This window comes from uncultured Dokdonia sp. (assembly GCF_947492815.1).
Classification (GTDB): domain Bacteria; phylum Bacteroidota; class Bacteroidia; order Flavobacteriales; family Flavobacteriaceae; genus Dokdonia.
This window is the reverse complement of sequence record NZ_CANLOB010000032.1, coordinates 18,730-37,638: the sequence shown is the minus strand read 5'-3', so window position 1 is coordinate 37,638 and position 18,909 is coordinate 18,730. Positions and strand designations below refer to the sequence as shown.

17 protein-coding genes are annotated in these 18,909 nt (G+C 34.5%); 8 read left to right on the top strand and 9 right to left on the bottom strand.

What is annotated here, in order from left to right; all coding sequences use genetic code 11:
- The first annotated feature begins 40 nt into the window (after window positions 1–40).
- The 4 genes from Q1A01_RS20925 to Q1A01_RS20910 all read left to right on the top strand — a co-directional run bounded on the left by Q1A01_RS20925 (window position 41) and on the right by Q1A01_RS20910 (window position 6,077).
- The gene (locus Q1A01_RS20925; RefSeq protein ID WP_299684783.1) at window positions 41–2,044 is read left to right on the top strand and encodes an LptF/LptG family permease; all 2,004 of its coding nucleotides are present in this window, start codon (window positions 41–43) and stop codon (window positions 2,042–2,044) included.
- 64 nt (window positions 2,045–2,108) lie between these two features.
- Window positions 2,109–3,251, top strand: a complete 1,143-nt coding sequence (gene ribB, locus Q1A01_RS20920; RefSeq protein WP_299684781.1) for a 3,4-dihydroxy-2-butanone-4-phosphate synthase — start codon at window positions 2,109–2,111, stop codon at window positions 3,249–3,251.
- Window positions 3,252–3,476: 225 nt separating this feature from the next.
- Window positions 3,477–4,877: a dihydrolipoyl dehydrogenase gene (gene lpdA / locus Q1A01_RS20915; RefSeq protein ID WP_299684779.1), complete on the top strand. Its 1,401-nt coding sequence runs from the start codon at window positions 3,477–3,479 to the stop codon at window positions 4,875–4,877.
- Between the two features lie 108 nt (window positions 4,878–4,985).
- The gene (locus tag Q1A01_RS20910) at window positions 4,986–6,077 is read left to right on the top strand and encodes a COX15/CtaA family protein (RefSeq protein WP_299684777.1); all 1,092 of its coding nucleotides are present in this window, start codon (window positions 4,986–4,988) and stop codon (window positions 6,075–6,077) included.
- 67 nt (window positions 6,078–6,144) lie between these two features.
- Here Q1A01_RS20910 and Q1A01_RS20905 read toward each other — a convergent pair whose 3' ends face one another.
- Genes Q1A01_RS20905 through Q1A01_RS20885 form a run of 5 tightly spaced genes read right to left on the bottom strand, consistent with a single transcriptional unit; the run spans window position 6,145 to window position 10,282 of the window.
- Window positions 6,145–6,738, bottom strand: a complete 594-nt coding sequence (locus tag Q1A01_RS20905; RefSeq protein WP_299684775.1) for a CHAP domain-containing protein — start codon at window positions 6,736–6,738, stop codon at window positions 6,145–6,147.
- Between the two features lie 26 nt (window positions 6,739–6,764).
- On the bottom strand, window positions 6,765–7,556 hold the full coding sequence (locus tag Q1A01_RS20900) for a class I SAM-dependent methyltransferase (protein ID WP_299684773.1): 792 nt from the start codon (window positions 7,554–7,556) through the stop codon (window positions 6,765–6,767).
- Window positions 7,553–8,089 carry a GNAT family protein gene (locus Q1A01_RS20895; RefSeq protein ID WP_299684771.1) on the bottom strand — a complete coding sequence of 179 codons (537 nt, stop codon included), beginning with the start codon at window positions 8,087–8,089 and terminating at the stop codon, window positions 7,553–7,555. Before Q1A01_RS20895 ends, Q1A01_RS20900 begins: the two co-directional genes overlap by 4 nt.
- A 60-nt stretch (window positions 8,090–8,149) precedes the next feature.
- Window positions 8,150–8,689, bottom strand: coding sequence for a Crp/Fnr family transcriptional regulator (locus tag Q1A01_RS20890; protein WP_299684769.1), 540 nt, complete (start codon window positions 8,687–8,689; stop codon window positions 8,150–8,152).
- Window positions 8,690–8,707: 18 nt separating this feature from the next.
- Complete coding sequence (locus Q1A01_RS20885) at window positions 8,708–10,282, bottom strand: protein adenylyltransferase SelO (protein ID WP_299684767.1); 1,575 nt, start codon at window positions 10,280–10,282, stop codon at window positions 8,708–8,710.
- A 457-nt stretch (window positions 10,283–10,739) separates the two neighbouring features.
- Between Q1A01_RS20885 and Q1A01_RS20880 the strand changes: the two genes are divergently transcribed.
- Both Q1A01_RS20880 and Q1A01_RS20875 read left to right on the top strand, forming a co-directional pair.
- Window positions 10,740–12,260, top strand: a complete 1,521-nt coding sequence (locus Q1A01_RS20880; RefSeq protein ID WP_299684764.1) for a hypothetical protein — start codon at window positions 10,740–10,742, stop codon at window positions 12,258–12,260.
- A gap of 407 nt (window positions 12,261–12,667) precedes the next feature.
- On the top strand, window positions 12,668–13,390 hold the full coding sequence (locus tag Q1A01_RS20875; protein ID WP_299684762.1) for a hypothetical protein: 723 nt from the start codon (window positions 12,668–12,670) through the stop codon (window positions 13,388–13,390).
- Window positions 13,391–13,933: 543 nt separating this feature from the next.
- On the opposite strand, the gene Q1A01_RS20870 is transcribed toward Q1A01_RS20875, so the two are convergent.
- Genes Q1A01_RS20870 through Q1A01_RS20860 form a run of 3 tightly spaced genes read right to left on the bottom strand, consistent with a single transcriptional unit; the run spans window position 13,934 to window position 16,623 of the window.
- On the bottom strand, window positions 13,934–14,524 hold the full coding sequence (locus Q1A01_RS20870) for a hypothetical protein (RefSeq protein WP_299684760.1): 591 nt from the start codon (window positions 14,522–14,524) through the stop codon (window positions 13,934–13,936).
- Window positions 14,525–14,527: 3 nt separating this feature from the next.
- Window positions 14,528–16,093 (bottom strand): amidohydrolase family protein, encoded by a 1,566-nt coding sequence (locus Q1A01_RS20865; RefSeq protein ID WP_299684758.1) that lies wholly within the window; start codon window positions 16,091–16,093, stop codon window positions 14,528–14,530.
- A 44-nt stretch (window positions 16,094–16,137) separates the two neighbouring features.
- The gene (locus tag Q1A01_RS20860) at window positions 16,138–16,623 is read right to left on the bottom strand and encodes a hypothetical protein (RefSeq protein WP_299684756.1); all 486 of its coding nucleotides are present in this window, start codon (window positions 16,621–16,623) and stop codon (window positions 16,138–16,140) included.
- A 178-nt stretch (window positions 16,624–16,801) separates the two neighbouring features.
- Between Q1A01_RS20860 and Q1A01_RS20855 the strand changes: the two genes are divergently transcribed.
- Both Q1A01_RS20855 and Q1A01_RS20850 read left to right on the top strand, forming a co-directional pair.
- Entirely contained in the window at window positions 16,802–17,377 is a 576-nt protein-coding gene (locus Q1A01_RS20855) for a Crp/Fnr family transcriptional regulator (RefSeq protein WP_299684754.1), read from the top strand.
- Window positions 17,378–17,487: 110 nt separating this feature from the next.
- The gene (locus Q1A01_RS20850; protein ID WP_299684752.1) at window positions 17,488–17,673 is read left to right on the top strand and encodes a hypothetical protein; all 186 of its coding nucleotides are present in this window, start codon (window positions 17,488–17,490) and stop codon (window positions 17,671–17,673) included.
- A 35-nt stretch (window positions 17,674–17,708) separates the two neighbouring features.
- On the opposite strand, the gene Q1A01_RS20845 is transcribed toward Q1A01_RS20850, so the two are convergent.
- Window positions 17,709–18,812: a two-component regulator propeller domain-containing protein gene (locus Q1A01_RS20845; RefSeq protein WP_299684750.1), complete on the bottom strand. Its 1,104-nt coding sequence runs from the start codon at window positions 18,810–18,812 to the stop codon at window positions 17,709–17,711.
- Window positions 18,813–18,909 lie beyond the last annotated feature (97 nt).

Sequence of the window (18,909 nt, the reverse complement as noted above, 5' to 3'; positions counted from 1 at the left end):
TGAAGAAGGTATTGTATTTTTGTTTTCGATTTCCTAATTAATGAAAATACTAGATCGTTATATACTTTTCACGTTCGTGAAAACATTCTTGAGCATCTTTATCATATTGATGTTCATTTTTGTTTTACAAAGTGTCTGGCTTTATATACAAGAACTTGCGGGTCGAGACCTTGACTTTAGCGTAATTCTTAAGTTTTTATTATTTGTAACGCCAAGTCTTGTTACGCTAGTTTTACCACTTTCTGTATTACTTACGAGTATCATGACCTTTGGTAATTTTGCTGAGAATTATGAATTTGCGGCAATGAAATCGACAGGGATTTCATTACAGAGAGCTATGAAAAGCCTCATCGTATTTATTGTTTTCTTAGGCATTACTTCCTTCTTATTTGCAAATTATGTGATTCCAGCCTCTCAATTTGAGTTTAGGAATCTTCGTAATAATATAGGAAAGTTAAAACCTGCTATGATTATTCGTTCTGGACAGTTTAATGCGATAGGAGAGGAAATCAATATACGTGTTGCTAATAAATATGGAGATCGAGATCAGTACCTTGAAGATGTGATTATACATAAAAAAGAACCAGGGCGTGTTGGTAATTTTACTGTTATAAAAGCAAAAGAAGGCGAATTGATAAGTTCTTTAGAGTCACCTATACTTTCTTTAAAACTTACGGACGGTAATTATTATAATGAAGTAAAACAAACAGATTATAAAAAGCAAAAAAGAGAACCTTTTGCAAAGAGTTACTTTGAGACATATACACTTAATATAGATTTAGGCGTACTTAATGGAGGAGTAGATCTTGATAAAAAAGGAATAGATAATTCTTATCAAATGCTTAACGTACAAGAGTTAGATTCTTCATTAACAGGATTAGCGATAAAGTATGATAAAAGTAGAAAAGATTTTGGCCAGACCTTTGTACGAAAAGCTAATTTTAAACCTGTAAAAGATTTTAAATTACCTGTAGAAGATACCATACAAGAAGTCCTTTTAGATAACTATAATCTCACCGATAAGGTTGCTATTTTACAGACTGTAAAATCTAGTATAGGGAATGCTATCACCTCTATAGAACGAAGAAAAAAAATACATGCAGTAGATGTAAAGCGCCTTAACAAATTTGAGATTGCGATTCATGAAAAGTATGTTCTTGGATTTAGTTGTATTGTATTATTCTTTGTAGGAGCACCTCTAGGAGCTATTATTCGTAAAGGAGGGTTAGGATTACCTATAGTAGTAGGAGTGGTTCTTTTCTTGACATTTCACTTTATAGGCATATTTGCAAAAAACAGCGCAGAAGATGGAACACTATCTGCTTTTACAGCAAGTTGGTTAAGTACATTTATTACACTACCCATAGGCGTCTATCTCACCTATAGAGCCACAACAGACCAAGGACTTATAGATCTAGATCCTGTGCGTTTATTACTTCAGAAAATCTTTGGAAAGAAGAAAAAAGAAAAGGAAGTTATAGAAGAAAAAATTGAGTATACCTTAACAGAAGAAGAGGTAGCACTACTTGATGCACGTTCTATTAATCAACTAAAAGAGATCGTAAAAAACTATAAACAATATAACTATAGTGAAGCCCTACGATACGGTGCTTTAGATCGATTGGATGCACTAGGAATCACGAAAGAAAATCTGAAGGTTCAAGGGTTTTATGAAAATAAAGAATACAATGATGCTGAAAGATATTATAATGCTTATAAGAAATATTCAATAGTAACTTTTATATTTTATGGTTTAGCATTACTTTCTTTAATAATCTCGTTTACTCCATTATTATTTAAAACATTCTCTGGTTTTTTAACAAGAGAAATTGCTTTACTAGTTAATATATTTTCATCTTTAATATATGTAGTTTTCTACTATATTTCTATTAATTCTTTTAGAAAAATATATAAATCTATGGGGAAAGTAAAAGAAGGAGCTAATGCCTTTCTTGTAGCAGAAATACTTGGCATACCATTTTATCTTATAACCTATTTTTATTTTAAGAAAAAGATTAAAGAAGATATGAATACTTTAGAGTAACTATCATTTCCTACACCTAATAAACATATCATAATTCGTATCTTTGTAATCAAAATTTCAAACAATGCAAGTGACTGCAGAACGTACTACCCAACTCCATACTATAGAAGAAGCCATAGAAGACATCAGACAAGGTAAAGTGATCATTGTGGTAGATGATGAAGACCGTGAAAATGAAGGGGATTTTGTAGCCGCAGCGGGTGCTGCAACTCCAGAGATGATCAATTTTATGGCAACACATGGTCGTGGATTGATTTGTGCGCCTATTACCGAAGATCGTTGTGATGACCTGCAATTAAATATGATGGTAACTAGTAATACAGACCCTATGGAAACAGCATTTACGGTTTCTATAGATTTAAAAGGACAAGGCGTTACCACAGGAATTTCTGCAAGTGATCGCGCTAAAACCGTTATCGCATTGACTGATCCAGCCACGAAGCCACACGATTTAAGTAGACCAGGACATATCTTTCCTTTAAAAGCGAAAGAAGGAGGCGTATTACGTCGTACAGGCCATACCGAAGCAGCCATAGATTTTGCAAGGCTTGCTGGATTTGAACCTGCCGGAGTGATTGTAGAAATCATGAATGAAGACGGAACCATGGCACGTTTACCACAACTGCTAGAAGTAGCCGAAAAATTTGACTTAAAAATTGTCTCTATCGAAGATCTTGTTGCCTATCGTATGGAGCATGATAGCCTTATTGAGAAAAAAGACGACTTTGATATACAAACACGCTTTGGTGATTTTAGATTACGTGCTTATAAACAAACCACCAATGACCAAGTACATATTGCCCTAACCAAAGGAAGTTGGACAAAAGAAGAAACTGTATTAGTACGTGTAAATTCAACACAGATCAATAATGATATTCTAGGTACACTTACGAATAATGCAGACAAGAAACTGGACGATATGTTTAGGGTGATTAATGATGCAGGAAAAGGTGCTATTGTCTTTATTAATCAAGATAGTACAGCTGCCAATCTTTTAGGAAGACTCAGTGAGCTTAAAAAGAACCAAAAAGAAGGCGTTATGAAAGCTCCAAACATCATAATGGATTCCAAAGATTTTGGAATAGGCGCACAAATACTTCACGACCTTTCTGTTACCAAAATTAAATTACTATCTAATAGTGATGGGACAAAACGCGTAGGTATGATAGGCTATGGACTCGAAATCGTAGATCGAGTAGCGTACTAAAAATGAACATTTCTAAAAAAATAATTGTTGTCAAGCTGAACTTGTTTCAGCTTCTCATAGAATTGATATATAATAGAATAACATTTCAAACTACTTTTTAAATACCGTTATTTTTATTGTATACGCTTTCGCGAAAGCGTATACTAATAGTAAAAACAATCCCACATAAACTTTTAAACTCAAGTAACGGTTCGTACCTTTGTACGACTATATTAAAAAAAACTTATGAGTTCATATGATGTAGCCGTTATAGGCTCTGGACCTGGAGGATATGTAGCAGCGATACGTTGCGCACAACTAGGAATGAAAACTGCCATTATAGAAAAGTACAACACCTTAGGAGGAACCTGCTTGAATGTAGGATGTATCCCTTCTAAAGCCTTACTAGACTCTTCACACCATTATGAAGATGCTATCAAGCATTTTGATGAGCATGGTATTGAAGTAGGTGACGTAAAGTTTAATCTAGAAAAAATGATTGCTCGTAAGCAAGGCGTTGTCGATATGACCACAAAAGGAATTGAATTCCTAATGGGGAAAAATAAAATAGACGTATACCAAGGTGTGGGATCTTTTAAAGATGCAACACATATCCAAATAGAAGGAGAGAAAACGGAAACGATCGAAGCAAAAAACACCATTATTGCTACAGGATCAAAACCAAGTACACTTCCTTTTATAACCTTAGATAAAGAACGTATCATTACTTCCACAGAAGCCTTAAAACTTAAAGAAGTTCCTAAGCACATGATTGTGATAGGTGGTGGAGTAATAGGTTTAGAACTTGGACAAGTATACAAGAGACTAGGTGCTGAGGTAACGGTGATAGAATACATGGATCGTCTGATTGCTGGAATGGATAGTGCTCAAAGTAAAGAAATACTCAAAGCGCTTAAGAAGCAAAAAGTGAAATTTGCATTGTCTCATGGAGTGACTTCTGTAGAGCGTAATGGAGATGAAATTACCGTAAAAGCGACCAACAATAAGAAAAATACAGAGGTAGAATTTAAAGCTGATTATGTATTGGTTGCGGTAGGGCGTCATGCATATACAGAAGGATTAAACCTTGAAGCTGTGGGTATTCCTACTGACAAGCGTGGTAAAATAGAAGTAAATGAGCATTTACAAACTAATGTGTCTAATATCTATGCGATAGGTGATGTCATTAAAGGAGCAATGCTTGCACATAAAGCCGAAGAAGAAGGTGTATTTGTTGCTGAGACATTAGCAGGACAGAAACCACATATCAACTATAATTTAATTCCAGGTGTTGTGTATACATGGCCAGAAGTGGCTTCTGTTGGAAAAACAGAAGAACAATTAAAAGAAGCTGGTGTAGCCTATAAGTCTGGACAATTCCCAATGCGTGCTTTAGGACGTAGTCGTGCAAGTGGAGATATAGACGGATTTGTAAAAATCTTAGCAGATAAAACTACCGATGAAGTACTAGGAGTACATATGGTAGGCGCTCGTGTAGCAGACCTTATAGCAGAAGGAGTTACCGCTATGGAATTCCGAGCAAGTGCAGAAGATATTGCACGTATGAGTCATGCACACCCAACCTATGCAGAAGCGGTAAAAGAAGCTGCTCTTGCTGCTACAGAAGATAGACCCTTACATATTTAAGGAAACGATGTTTTAACAAGTGTAGCGCACTTAAAACATATAGCTAAATATATCCCGCGCTCGTCGCGGGATTTTTTTGAACCCTATTGTACTTTAATCTAACTACCTATGTACAGAACAACCCTCAAAATATCTATCATATTCTTATACCTTATTATCATTGCTGGTGCTGTTGTTAGGATGACGGGGAGTGGTATGGGATGTCCCGATTGGCCAAAATGTTTTGGATACTATATACCTCCTACAGAAGAAGCACAAATCCAATGGGAACCTCATAAAGAATATAAAGAAGGATACATTATTATTGTAGAAGAATCATTGCGTATTGCTTCCAAAGATTTTACTTCTGGAAGTACATATGCTGAAAATAATTGGTCTACGTATGACAAGCATGACTATGCCAAATTTAATGTCTTACAAACATGGATAGAATATATTAATAGACAAGTAACAGTACTTGCAGGAATACCAATTCTCTTAATGATTATAAGTGCTTTTTGGTATTGGAGACGACGCCCATGGCTCATTTTTGGGTCTTTCTTTGTACTACCACTTATGGGGTTTGAAGCATGGTTGGGAAAACAAGTCGTAGATTCCAATCTATTACCAGTAAAGATTACCATTCACTTGATTGCAGCCTTAGTTATTGTAGCGCTTTTATTATATCTATGGTATAAGTCTCAGGAGAAGGAGGGGAGTACGCTTTCGCGAAATCGAACTCGTGAGATTCACGATCATAGGGAGAGCGAAGCATTAAAATTTAAAAAGTATGATCCTCTATTTAAGAACTTAGTGTTATTAGCTGGCGTATTGACGTTAGTTCAGGTAGCATTTGGAACTCAAGTACGTCAATATATAGATGAACAAGTTATTGCTCTAGGATATGAAGCCAAAGACCAATGGTTGAATCCGCCTACAGTGATGTTTTATGTACATAGATCATTTTCTATACTCGTGACGGTATTGAATGTATACCTATTCTGGCGTAACCGAAAATATCTATTAGGACATGCAAATCTGTTGCTATGGGTGTTAATTCTTATCGCATTAGAAGTTGTGACAGGAATTGCCATGTATTATATAGATTTTCCATTTGGAACACAACCGTTACACTTGGTAGTAGCATCGTTACTCTTTGGGGTTCAGTTTTATGTGTATTTAGGGAGTGTGAGTAGGAGAGAAGAAGAATTAACAGCGTAAAGGTATTCCTTCTTTACTAGAGAAGAATGTTTACTCTTAATACAATGGAAGATATTTATCAAGACTTCTATGGTTTCCTTAACCAACCTAGAATTCGTTGGTTATCGATATGCCACTTCCCATCAACTTTTTTCAATGTATAAGTTTCTCTTGATGTTCCAAAAGATCCAGGGTTTTGTTGGATGATTTCGACTTTATTTTCAGTTACTTTAGAGATAATAGCAACATGACCATATGTGTTGAATAATGTTCCTGAATAAATAATTAAATCTTTTATTTTTGGTTTAGAGATGCTTGTGTTTGTGTATTGAATTAAATCTCGCTGTTTATTTATACTGGCGTCTTTTACTCTTGGGTTAAAGAAATCTTTTGCATGACCATAACTGTCTGGCATTTTATGATGTAATTCTTCGTAATAATAACGTTTTACAAACTCAACACATTGATATTTTAATCCTAGATTATATCCATCTTTGGTGACTCTTCTCCCATTAACATTTCCAACTCCGCCATTGTAATAAACATAGACACCATCTAGACTATCTATTTTCTGACCTACTTCATAAAGTGGATTTAGATGTACTTTTTTTGACATTAAAATGCCTATTACTAGTAATATAAGTAATGACAATCCAAGTATGAGTAATTGTTTTTTATTCATGTATACGTACTGTTCTCACAAACAAATTAAAGACAATTCTTCTCTCCAACAATAAAAACATAATCTCCTAGATCATTTTCATAAGATTTCATCACTCGATGAATACCTCCAGAATCAATATCCTTTCTAAGATTTGCAAGCCCTTGGATGACTTCTTCTGTATGCGCTAAAGCAGAAAATGATGAAATCCCATTTCGAATTTGTGGCTTAAAATATATTGCTGGATTGTGCTTGCCACAATATAAAAAATGATCCTGTAAATCAGGATGAATACTATATGGTGCTGTTGTGATGATTTCAAGATCAGCATTATTTAATGACTTTGTAATAGATGCTAAAGAAGGCATTTGTGCGATAGAACCCGCAAGCATTTTAGGAAAGTAATGACATAACCAATACTGTTTCATTTGTTTAGGGGTCGAGGTGAAAATAACCATACGGCCTTTGTGTTTTAGCACATTTGCTAATGCTGCGATTCCTTTATGAATATCAGGCCAATGGTGTAGGGTTAAAAAAGCAGTCATTCCATGCACACTTTCAGTGTCTAATCCTGTTTCTTCTGCAGTACCTATTCTCCAGTCTATAGCCGTATTTCTCTTTTTTGCTTTATCTAACATCGTCATAGATGGATCAATGCCTATGTACTGTCCTCCATATTGTTGGAACTCATGTGTATAATTTCCTGAACCACACCCAATATCTAGATATACGCCTTCTACAGTGGGTTGCAGATGATATAACATACGCTCCATAAGATATGGATCAGCCTTTCTAGTCAGATCATAATCAATTCCTATCTTGTCGTATTTGGCTTTCATTGAAACAACTTTCTATAATAATTTAAATCGACTAATCGTCCATCTGTAGTACGATAGTCACACTTAACAGTACCTTCATATTCAAAACCACACGCTAGTGCAACTTGAATACTTCTCTTGTTCTCCTTGGCAATTCTACATAAGAGTTTTTTAAAACCATGTTCTTTTACGATACGATCTATAAGCATTGTAAGATGATGTGTTATAATCCCTTTCCCTTCAAAGTTCTTATCTATAAAAGCACCTAACTCAGCTTTCTGGACGTCCCAATCTATATTCTTTATATCTATAAACCCTATGAGCTGTTGAGATGCCTTCTCTTTAATGATATAAGGAAAATAAGAGCGATCCTCTATACGTGTCATGACTTCTTTACAATACGCTTGCGTAGCTTCTAGTGTAGCGGTTTTAGAAACTGTTCCAGCAAAGAAGTCTTGTAATCGTTGCTTATTAGATTGTATAAGATGGAACAATAACGTACTATCTCCTTCTTCTAAGCGTGTAAACTGATACGTATCAAAATCAAATGACATAGGGTAGGTAGTTGATAACACAATGTTACAATGAATTCTCCCCAAAAGTATTGATTGAAATCAAGATTTCTGAATTCTTGATAATGTTTCAGGCGTCATTCTTAAATAGGAAGCAATATAACGATGCGGTATTTTTTGAAATAACATAGGATGTGTGTCTAAGACATGTTGATACCTCGAGGTTGGTGCGTCAAGTAATAAGGTCTTCTCTCGATCAATTTGCATAACTAGGAGCTGAGAAAGTACGTGTTGCCAAAGTGTTACTATTTCTTTCTCTTTTTGAATAAATGCTAAAAATTGTTTCTTAGAGATGACTTTTACGGTTGTTTTTTTGATGGTTTTGATGCATAGTTTAGAAGTAGTATCTGTCAAAAATGAATCGATAGCAGATACTAATGATCCTTTATAACCAAAGTATACAATATGTTCTTTAGCATCTTCTGTAAAATAAACACGTACACTTCCTTCTTCAAGAAAATAAAGATGCGTATCAATCGTATTTGCATCTTTAATATAGGTGTCTCTTTTCAGTACCAATTCTTGCTCCCATAAATTGGCAGTAGTAATTATATCTTTTAAACGTTGGATGGCATTTTCCATCAAAATAGGGTTAGATATTTAGGAACTACACGATAACATTGAACATCCTACTTTATGACGTGCCCACTCAGGACGTTTGGCAAACCAACGTTCATGTTCAGGTTGCTCATCGTATGGATTTTTAAGAAGCGTATGGATCTCGTTTAGTAATTCGTAATTCCCTTTTTCAGCTTCATCAATTACAAGCTGTGAGATGTAATTGCGCAACACATATTTAGGATTTACTTTATTCATTTGTACGGTACGTTCAACATCCGTTAGGCGTTCTTGTGAAAGTCGTTGGAGATAGTTTTGAAACCATGATTCCCAACGTGTATAGATCGCTCCTATAATCTCTTCAGGTTTGTAGAAGGCCGCTTTCGCGAAAGCAAAAAAAGCATCTTTCACATTAGTAGAATCATTTTTAGAAACTTGAGAGAGGTTTCTAAAAAATAAGGTCATATCTGTTTCAGAAGCTTGGAGGTTTTTTTCAAGATCAGCTACCAATTGACTATCAGTTTCTAACGCTAACTGCAATCCTAATTTATCACGCATCATAGATAGATACTTCTTAGGGTATTCTGTATGATAGCTTTGCAAAATGGCTTCTAACTGTGCAGTCTCCCCAATAAGCGGAACGAGTGCATTGGCAAGTTGTAGCAGATTCCATAAGCCTATTTGAGGCTGATTTCCATAGCGATAGCGTTTGTTTTGACGATCGGTTGTATTAGGAGTCCATCCGGGTTCATAGCCTTCTAGCCAGCCATAAGGACCATAATCTATGGTAAGTCCGAGAATAGACATATTATCGGTATTCATTACACCATGTACAAACCCGACACGTTGCCAATGAACAATCATATTGAGGGTATTTTGCACGACTTCATTAAAGAATCCAAGATACCCTTCCTTAGTGCCGCTTTCATATTGCGGATAAAAATACTTAATCGTGTAATCTGTAAGAGTTTTAAGTGTCTCTGTATCTTGTCGGCTTGCAAAAATTTCAAAACTTCCAAAGCGTATAAAACTAGGTGCCACGCGACATACAATCGCTCCTTTTTCATAAGCGGCATTACCATCGTATAAAACGTCTCTTAATACTTGATCTCCAGATAAAGACAGTGATAATGATCGTGTGGTAGGAACGCCTAAATGAAACATGGCTTCACTGCATAAATGTTCTCGCACAGAAGAACGAAGTACTGCCAATCCATCTGCCGTACGGGAATAGGGAGTTTCTCCAGCGCCTTTAAGTTGTAATGTCCACCGTTTATTATTGTGTGTGATCTCGGTAAGATTAATGGCTCTACCATCTCCTAATTGACCAGCCCAATGTCCAAACTGATGACCACCATAACACATTGCATATGGAGAAGTACCCTCTTGAACGTTGGCTCCAGTGACCATATCCAGAAACTCTTTTGATTGCACATCTTCTTCCGAAAAACCAAGCGTTTCAGTTACTTCTTTAGAAATGTGTAGTAATGAAGGAGCTGATGGAATTCTCGGAGTTACATAAGAAAAACAAGCTTTTTCTACCTGTCGTCTTTCAGTTGTTGTAATAGGGTCGGCAGGGAGTTCTTTAGTAAAAGTATCTTCTATAACTAGTCGCATAGTGCATTTTTGAATACGTTGTATCAAAGTTACAACGACTTATGCAATTTTCAGTAGTATATCATATTATTTGAGCCCTCAGTAAAACACTGAAACTACTGATCTGATACTGAAAATCACACCCAATATATGAAGTCATGTTTTATTTTTGAAGTGTACGTTGTAATGAAGGAAATCAAGATGACAAAATGCCAATAATACGAAGAAGTAAGGCATGAATATATCATTGATGTTATGTTTAAAGTGTTTGATAAGAACTACTGAAACGACTGATCTGATCTTGAAATAATAGTGTGATTCTTGATTTCCTCATTTACTTTTGACAACAGTAAAAATGATGAGAGTCACGTTAATTCTTTCTAGAATGATTCTTTGATTAAAATAAGAGTGTAGTGCTCCCATTAGAGAAAACTTAAACACCCAAAATATATAAACTTTAAAAATAGAATTTAGTAAAATGACAGTATCAATTAATACAATTAAAAACTGGTTTAAAAGAGGGCTAAGACCTACAGAATCACAATTTTCAAATACTTGGGATAGTTTTTGGCATAAGGAAGACCAAATACCTATTGAGAATATTCAAAATTTGCAACAGACACTAGAAGTATCAAAAGGTGTAAAAACAACATATCTAACACTTGCGAACCCTGTTGATTTGAGAGAACTCATTTTATTAGAAAATTCTCAAGAAGGAGATATTGCGGTGGTTGATAATTACCTTCACGATGTTGTGCATTTTATTAGAAAAAGTGACGGATGGGAAAGAATAACACCTTTTAATGTACAATGTGTACTAAGAAAAAATAATACAACTGGTAAATTTGATTTATTAGATAATACTACTCATAAACCTATAGGAGCAAGGTTTATTATTACAGACCCTTTTGGTACAGGATCTTTTCAATTTGCAGTATGTTATCCTAATGCCGATAATGTAGTAGGTAGCTTACTAGCAACAGCAGATGAGAGTGATGGATCAAAAGGATATATTATAGGAGGTTCTGTAGGGGGTAGAATAGGTATTATGCGTATTACCGCTACAAATGGATTTCCAATTAAAATAAATATAGATAATAGTAATCTTACATTTGTTAATACGTCATCAGATAATATCCCTAATAGTTATTTCAGCTATACATTTGATACTTCAACAGATATAGTAACTATTAATCATCCTGAAGTTAAAATGAGTAGAAACTTAGCACCAACTATTGTCTTAAATGAAGCTTCTGTTGGTAGTCATCCTCTAATGATAACATCATATGATGCTACAAGTGTATCATTTAGATTAAATACAACAAGTGATCTTGTATTAAATTCTGTTCCTAGCTGTATAATATATAGACAGGGGACATATACCGTTCCTATAGACTTGTTAGAAGCGACAGGAAATTACTGGATTAATGGAGGTGGACAGTCTAAAGAACGATTAAACGTATTACATTTAAATCAAGAAAATACAGCTTCTTTTGATCAACCACATGTATTGCAAGGAGCGTTTACTGTAGAATTTGGAGTTAATAATATTCAATCTGGAGTTGTTCAAAGCATGTTAGGGCATAGTAGTAGTGCACTAGGTGATAACACTTTCTATTTTAATGGGACAAGACCTATTTTAACATTAAATGGAACCACTTTTGGAGAAAATAGTAATCTAGATGCTACAGTAGCAGAAGATAATTTTGTAAGACTTCGTAGAGATGCTGATAATGATATCTTTATAAAATTGAATGATCATCCAGAAACTTTGATAGGAAATAGCGATTATACATGGACTATAGATGAAATTTTTAAAGGTGCACAGGCATCAGCACATATAGGATATATCCGTAACCTACGAATAGGAAATGAATATTATAATTTTGCAGAGCAAACAGGACTAGTAGGAGCATCTGTATATAATAGTGGGTATAATCCAAGAACATTCACAGTTGTTCAAGGTAATTCAGAAAGAACTATTTGGGGTACCTTATAATTATAGAAAGTATCCAAAAGATTTTAAACTTAAATGATGTATGAGGGCTTCAAGATGAGGTTTGAAAATGAGATTGGATATTAATATTTCTTACGTCTTGGTAAGGTATTATTATAGAAGTTTTTTTGATATTTTATTTTTATAAATAAGACTGAAACGACTGATCTGATCTTGAAATAATAGTTTGATTTTTGATTTCTTCATTTACTTTTGATACTAGAAATGATATAGAGGTTATTTAATAAAAGAGTAACATTATGTCATTCTAAAATACTAAAATAAGTTTTTAAAGATCTACTGAAACTACTGATCTGATTGAGAAAACGTAATATAATTTTAAAAAAAGGAGTCTATTTTTGACAAACATATGAACAGGGGATTAACTTGGAGAATGATAAAATAACATTATGAGAGAACAAAGAGAAGTATTAAAGACATATTTTGAAAATGGAGATCGACCAACAGAAATTCAATTTGCACAACTTATAGATTCTTATGTGCATTTAAATGAACTGAACTTTGGGTTAAAATTAAAACCTTCAGGAACTCTACAAACGAAGTTCTATCATTTTTATGCTTCTAATTCACCTTCTTCTGCAGAAGCCCATAAAACAGTCGAAGCTCCGTTTGGAAGTGTTGCAGAAGAGATGTCGGGTTATACATTGCTTTCAAGTAGAGTAATTCAATATAAAGAATTAGTGTGTACAATAGAAGGAACTATTGATATTGAAAGGCATCAACCTAAAATTATTATAGAACGCTATAAACAAAAAAAGAAATTAGCTAGTGGGTATATCAAACCAGCAGGCTTTTATAAAGAATTACCATTTGATGCCGCATTATGGAATAGAAAGTCCGAATATGATGTGACTTCAAAGGAAATGATTGTAGACATAGGACCTATTCATTATTTTAAACCTGGCGCGAGTTTTAGAGATTTTAGGCCTTCGGGGAGTATACGTAGATCAGGATCTTTTAAATACTCTCGACACGGAAAATCGTACGTTCCGATTCAAATGAAATTACAAATAACTATAGATAATATGAATTACACATCACATCCTATAGACCTAAAAATAGTTTTGGGAAGTGGTGAAACAACAGATGCTATAAATTTTGCTTTTGATTAAGCAATATGCTCATAAATAGAATAACCTTAACTGGGTAGGATGACTTTATACGAGAAGTACCTTTATGAAAACAGTCATGAGACTAGATTTGATATGTGTATAGCCTGCTCTGGCAACTTATAATCGCATTAGTGCAAAGGTTTTGGTAAAACGTATGTGTGTCTTAGTGGTGTAAAAATCGCTTTGATAGACTATGAACACTACTACTTTGTAAGACACTTTTGTGAAAGATGTATTTTGCCTTTGTAAGTGAAGACAGTCATTACTTTTTAAGTGATTGTTGTAGGAACTTTGATGGAGAAAGACTCTAATCAAAAAGAAGTACAATAGTACCTTCTTTTGAGACTTTTCAATGAGAGCAACCTTTGGGTTAAGATTCTATTTTAAAATGAAAACACGTTATTCTTTATTGGGTAACGTGTTTTTTATTCATAAGAAACAGTCTTGTAAAGCCTGAAAGACACATACAAAATAAATAGTTGAATTCATCCCGCTGTTTACTGAACTCGTTTCAATATATAGGAGGATCCTGGTTAATATCTTTTATTTTAATAGATACTCCTTAAATGCTTCTTGAGATATTTCTATTGTTTTGTCTTGCTTAGGCTCAAATGGAAATCCATATTTAGGATTGTTCATAAAATAGGTAGTAGATGTAGTACTAAAATCATAAATAGACCACACATAAATAGATGAATTTCCTATTTTATTTTGATAATCAGGATTTTTATAATAGCTGGTTTCTGCTTTAATATCAAAAATACTATAGGTTATTTCTTTCTTAAACAATCCTTTTTGAACATCATTTTTCCTCCAATACGTAGTAAATTGTTCAGAGCGATCTTTATCTAAATACCAAGTTTCATCTAGTAAAGGTAATCCAAGATTTTCTCTTTCTTGGTTGAAAACTATTCCATGCTCTTTATTAAAAGGGATGACAGCTTTGTAAAGAGAATTGATTCCTAGTGCTAGAAGAGAAAAAATTACCCAACGTAATAATTTTTTTAGATCTACTAGATCTATTTTTAAAGATGATGAAAACTCTTTTGGATTACTTTTATAATCATAATAGTAAGCGATTAAAATAGGAACTATCATAACTCCTATTAAAACAAGAATAATTATATAATCCATTGACTAATCTTTAACTCCGGGTTGTTTAATTTCAAATCCACCTTCCTCAGCTTTGGCTTTGTCTACCATTGCTTTTACGTCACGTAATAGCTGTTTAGCATCATAGATAATACCATCTTTAATGGTGTATTTTACACCACCAGCACGAATCACCTCATTATCTTCTGTAAGTTTAATAGCCCCCGTTCCATACAGTACTTTTAAGTTTTGAAGCGGATTTTCATCTACAATCACAAAATCGGCTAGTTTTCCTACTTGTACAGATCCTATTTTATCATCCATACGTAACGCTTCGGCACCATTCAATGTTGCAGCTCTAATCACTTCCATAGGATGAAATCCTGCTTCTCTTAAAAGTTCTAATTCGCGTATATATGCAAATCCATAGAGTTGAAAGATAAATCCAGAATCAGATCCAGCAGTAACCCGTCCTCCTCGGTTTTTATATTCATTAATAAAAGTCATCCACAAGCGGTAGTTTTCGCGCCAAGCAACTTCTTCTTCTGTTCCCCAGAAATGCCAGTAGGACCCATGTGAGATTTTACTAGGCTGATAAAAACGCCATAAAGAAGGTAACGTATAGTCTTCATGCCATTCAGCTCTACGTGCTCTCATGAGATCGCGACTTGCTTCATAAATATTAAACGTAGGATCAAGCGTAAAGTCTAAGGCTAATAATTCTTCCATAACAGCATTCCAATGATCAGAGTAGGGCGCAGCAGCTTGTTGCCATAATCGACCTGCCTCTCCAAAACGGTGTTGCTCATTATTGTAATTATAATCTAATGGATAATCTTGTACCGTACGATCTGTAAACAATGCCTCAGGTAATCCATACCAATGTTCCATAGAGGTAAGTCCTGCTCTGGCTGAGTGTAATACATTCCATCGAGCTACACTCATTTGTGCATGATGCATAGAGGAAGTAAGACCTAGTTTTTTATTTTCTTCAAGGGCAGCTTGCATGATATGTGGTTCTGCGCCAAAAAACTTAATCCCATCAGCACCTTTTTTTGCATTATCACGTACCCATTGTCTTGCTTGCTCTGCTGTAGTGATAGGATTTTTACTCCCTTGTCCAAACCCTGTATGAGCGACAATACGTGGTGCAATGATTTCATTTTTTGCAGATCTACGTTTTAAATCTAGTGCATAATCGATGCCTCTACCAGAAGGCTCACGCACTGTAGTTACGCCATGTGCCATCCATAATTTAAATACATATTCCCAATCGGCGCCTTGTGCAACACCTCCTATATGACCATGCATGTCTACAAAGCCAGGTAAGAGATACATGCCATTAGCATCTAGTTCTTTCCCTCCGCTTTTAAGTTGAGGTCGTTTAGAATTATCGATAGGTACACCAGGATAACCTACTACTTTTATTTCTTTAATAACATTATTTTCTACAACAATGTCTACAGGACCAATAGGCGGAGCACCATCACCGTTTATCACCGTAACGCCACGAATGATTAATTGATTAAATGGGCCTTGTTGTGTTTGCGCTTTCGCGAAAGCGTATACACTCAAAATAATGGTTAAAGTGAGAAGTAGTTGTTTTTTCATGAGTGATGGTTTGTATTCTATTCTATGGATGGTTTTTTATAATACTAGTATATTAATCTAAAACTTTGCGCTATTTTTTCGCCAGCATCAGCATCATTATCATAGCAATAGATAGTTGCCTCGTATATGATCTTTTTTTCTGGATGGTACATGACAACTACAAAAACGGGATTTTTAGTCTCACCATCTATATCTGTTGCTCGTACATAATACCCTTTGGCGACAGTTGTTAGTTTTTGAGCTGTTTGTACCTCATGTAGGCTTAATTGAGAAGCTACAATTTCGGTAGTTCTAGCAAGATTTACAAAGTAATCTTTACTCACTTCATTTACAAGAAAAATCTCTGTATCTACCGCAAGATCATCGTTTTCATAACCCACTACACGTACAGATTCTGTATCGTATAATTCTAATTCTACAGGGGTTTCAAATGAAAAAGAATATTTCTCTGATGTATTTAAGATCTGTGCAAATCCTATTTGACAAAGCCCTAAAAGCAAAATGATCGTGTAGGTAGCTTTTTTATTCATAAATGGTCGTAGTTATTAATGTGTATTAGAATGAATGTTCATTGCTAAAGATACGTATTGTGAGGGAAAATCGGGTAACTCTATATTTTGTGATATTTCTAACATAAGATACACTTAACAATAAGAGGTTATTTTTTAGCCATACAAACGTTATCTTAGTACTTATAATACCTATTGTATGAATGATATAATGTCACAAAGACTAGAAGCTCTTGAATCAAAAAATAACCAGGCTTTTTTAGAGTTCCAAGGAGCATTTAAATCGGGGAATGCTAAAAAGGGTGACATTTTAGTATCTCATGGTAGTATATGCGATCAATTATATGTGTTACAAAAAGGGATAGCAAAACAATATAGATATAAAGAAGACGGGACAGAGCATATAACATGGTTTAATTTTGAAAATGATCTTGTTACTGCTTATACGAGTTTTGTAACTCAAAAAACGAGCAAGGAAGAAATAGCAGTTATTGAAGATTGTGAGTATATTCATATTTCTAGAGAAAATTGTTATCGTCTAGCAGCAAAATATCATGCGGTAGAGACTTTTTTTAGAGAAATGCTAGAGATCTATTTTATTCAATCTGACGAGCGTTTGTTTTTTTTACAAGCCCTTTCTGCTACACAAAAATATGATTATGTACTTCATAATATGCCCCACTTTATACAAAAACTTCCTCAAAAAGAATTATCATCATTTCTTGGAATTACCAGAGAAACACTAAGTAGAATACGTAAGAAAGTCTCATTATAGGGGAGTCTTTCTCTTATAAACTAGGGTAGTTTATTTATTGACATATGTCACATGTGTTTTTTAATGACCTCTATACATTTGTAGTAATTAGAAACAAAAAATAATGTGATATGAATATTTTAGATAAAATGAATCTTGCCGATATTGTATTAGGAGAGTTAAAGCATTTAAAATTTGAACAATACGAGGATCAGCATGTTGTAAGTTTAGTTGATTTGACTGGTTTTGAAATTATACGTGGTTATGGGGCTACTATGGTAGAAGCAATGAACGACTTACATAGTACGCTGTTTTAAGATTAATACGATGAGTCGTTGGTTTATGAAATGTATTATTTCCAAGGACCATGTATCGTTACAGGAACAAAACTTTCTTCTTTTTTAAGGAAGAGCCCTTTCCAACCTCCCGCCCAAATTCTGCCTTCAGCATCTTGATAAACGGTTTGTACTCCATTGGTAGTAAGTCCTTGATCATTGTAAAAATTTGTAAATGTGGTACCATCATAGCGATATACACCATAATTCTCTGCGGGAAACCAAATATGCCCATTTTGATCTTCATATACACTCCACACTTCATCTCCTGCTATAACACCGTCTTTGGTATAATTTGTAAAAGTAGTTCCATCGTATTTACTAATCCCTTTAAAATGAGTAGCAAACCAGAAATTTCCTTGAGTGTCTTCTAAAATATCATTGACAGAATTATCACTTAAACCATCTTTCTCAGAGAGATTTGTTAGCGATTTTCCGTCGTAGATATATGCACCGCCATTGGTGCCAAACCACATACGATTTTTACTATCCTGCATAATACTATGCACAATTTTTTTGCTTGTCACACCTCTTCTGTGATCTTCTTTTGTTTCAGGAAGTGTAAAAGGAGTAAATGAAGTACCATCAAATAGGCTTATTCCTTGATAGGTGCCTATCCATAAGATCCCTTCTTTGTCTATGGTCATGCTCCACACATTATTATCAGCTAAACCTTCTTTTTCTGTATAATTTGTAAAAGAGGTTCCATTATATTTTATAATACCTCTATTGGTACCAAACCAAATTGCCCCATTACGATCTTCTAAAATACCTCGTACAGCAGCCCCTTCAAAACCATTTTTAATCGTAAAATACTCCAAAGACTGTCCGTTGTAGCGCGCAACACCATCTCCATTAGTCCCTAACCATACATTACCTTTTGAGTCTTGAAATATCCTACGTACAAAGTCACTTATGGGAGGAGATAAGAGTTGTGTAGCGCTATACTCAACAGCGGGTGGCGTTGTTTGTTTTTGTTGCGATTGTATGTTTTCGGTTGCTTTTTCCGGATCTTTTATATGGTCTTGTCCGTTACAAGCGGTAATAGAAATAGCGACTAAAACTACTATATACCTAAGTATAGTAATTTTATTTTTCCAGTTGTTTAGAACGATATTCATATATGACCTTTTACTTTTTATCTATAGTGTGCTAGTAATTAAAGGTACTTAATAATTTGTATTCTATGGGGGTAACTTTTGTAGTTGTTGTTAGTCG

Coding starts and splice junctions, on each gene's coding strand:
- Q1A01_RS20925 (WP_299684783.1), top strand. CDS start 41: ATGAAAATACTAGATCGTTATATACTTTTCACGTTCGTGAAAACATTC.
- ribB (WP_299684781.1), top strand. CDS start 2,109: ATGCAAGTGACTGCAGAACGTACTACCCAACTCCATACTATAGAAGAA.
- lpdA (WP_299684779.1), top strand. CDS start 3,477: ATGAGTTCATATGATGTAGCCGTTATAGGCTCTGGACCTGGAGGATAT.
- Q1A01_RS20910 (WP_299684777.1), top strand. CDS start 4,986: ATGTACAGAACAACCCTCAAAATATCTATCATATTCTTATACCTTATT.
- Q1A01_RS20905 (WP_299684775.1), bottom strand. CDS start 6,738: ATGAATAAAAAACAATTACTCATACTTGGATTGTCATTACTTATATTA.
- Q1A01_RS20900 (WP_299684773.1), bottom strand. CDS start 7,556: ATGAAAGCCAAATACGACAAGATAGGAATTGATTATGATCTGACTAGA.
- Q1A01_RS20895 (WP_299684771.1), bottom strand. CDS start 8,089: ATGTCATTTGATTTTGATACGTATCAGTTTACACGCTTAGAAGAAGGA.
- Q1A01_RS20890 (WP_299684769.1), bottom strand. CDS start 8,689: ATGGAAAATGCCATCCAACGTTTAAAAGATATAATTACTACTGCCAAT.
- Q1A01_RS20885 (WP_299684767.1), bottom strand. CDS start 10,282: ATGCGACTAGTTATAGAAGATACTTTTACTAAAGAACTCCCTGCCGAC.
- Q1A01_RS20880 (WP_299684764.1), top strand. CDS start 10,740: ATGACAGTATCAATTAATACAATTAAAAACTGGTTTAAAAGAGGGCTA.
- Q1A01_RS20875 (WP_299684762.1), top strand. CDS start 12,668: ATGAGAGAACAAAGAGAAGTATTAAAGACATATTTTGAAAATGGAGAT.
- Q1A01_RS20870 (WP_299684760.1), bottom strand. CDS start 14,524: ATGGATTATATAATTATTCTTGTTTTAATAGGAGTTATGATAGTTCCT.
- Q1A01_RS20865 (WP_299684758.1), bottom strand. CDS start 16,093: ATGAAAAAACAACTACTTCTCACTTTAACCATTATTTTGAGTGTATAC.
- Q1A01_RS20860 (WP_299684756.1), bottom strand. CDS start 16,623: ATGAATAAAAAAGCTACCTACACGATCATTTTGCTTTTAGGGCTTTGT.
- Q1A01_RS20855 (WP_299684754.1), top strand. CDS start 16,802: ATGAATGATATAATGTCACAAAGACTAGAAGCTCTTGAATCAAAAAAT.
- Q1A01_RS20850 (WP_299684752.1), top strand. CDS start 17,488: ATGAATATTTTAGATAAAATGAATCTTGCCGATATTGTATTAGGAGAG.
- Q1A01_RS20845 (WP_299684750.1), bottom strand. CDS start 18,812: ATGAATATCGTTCTAAACAACTGGAAAAATAAAATTACTATACTTAGG.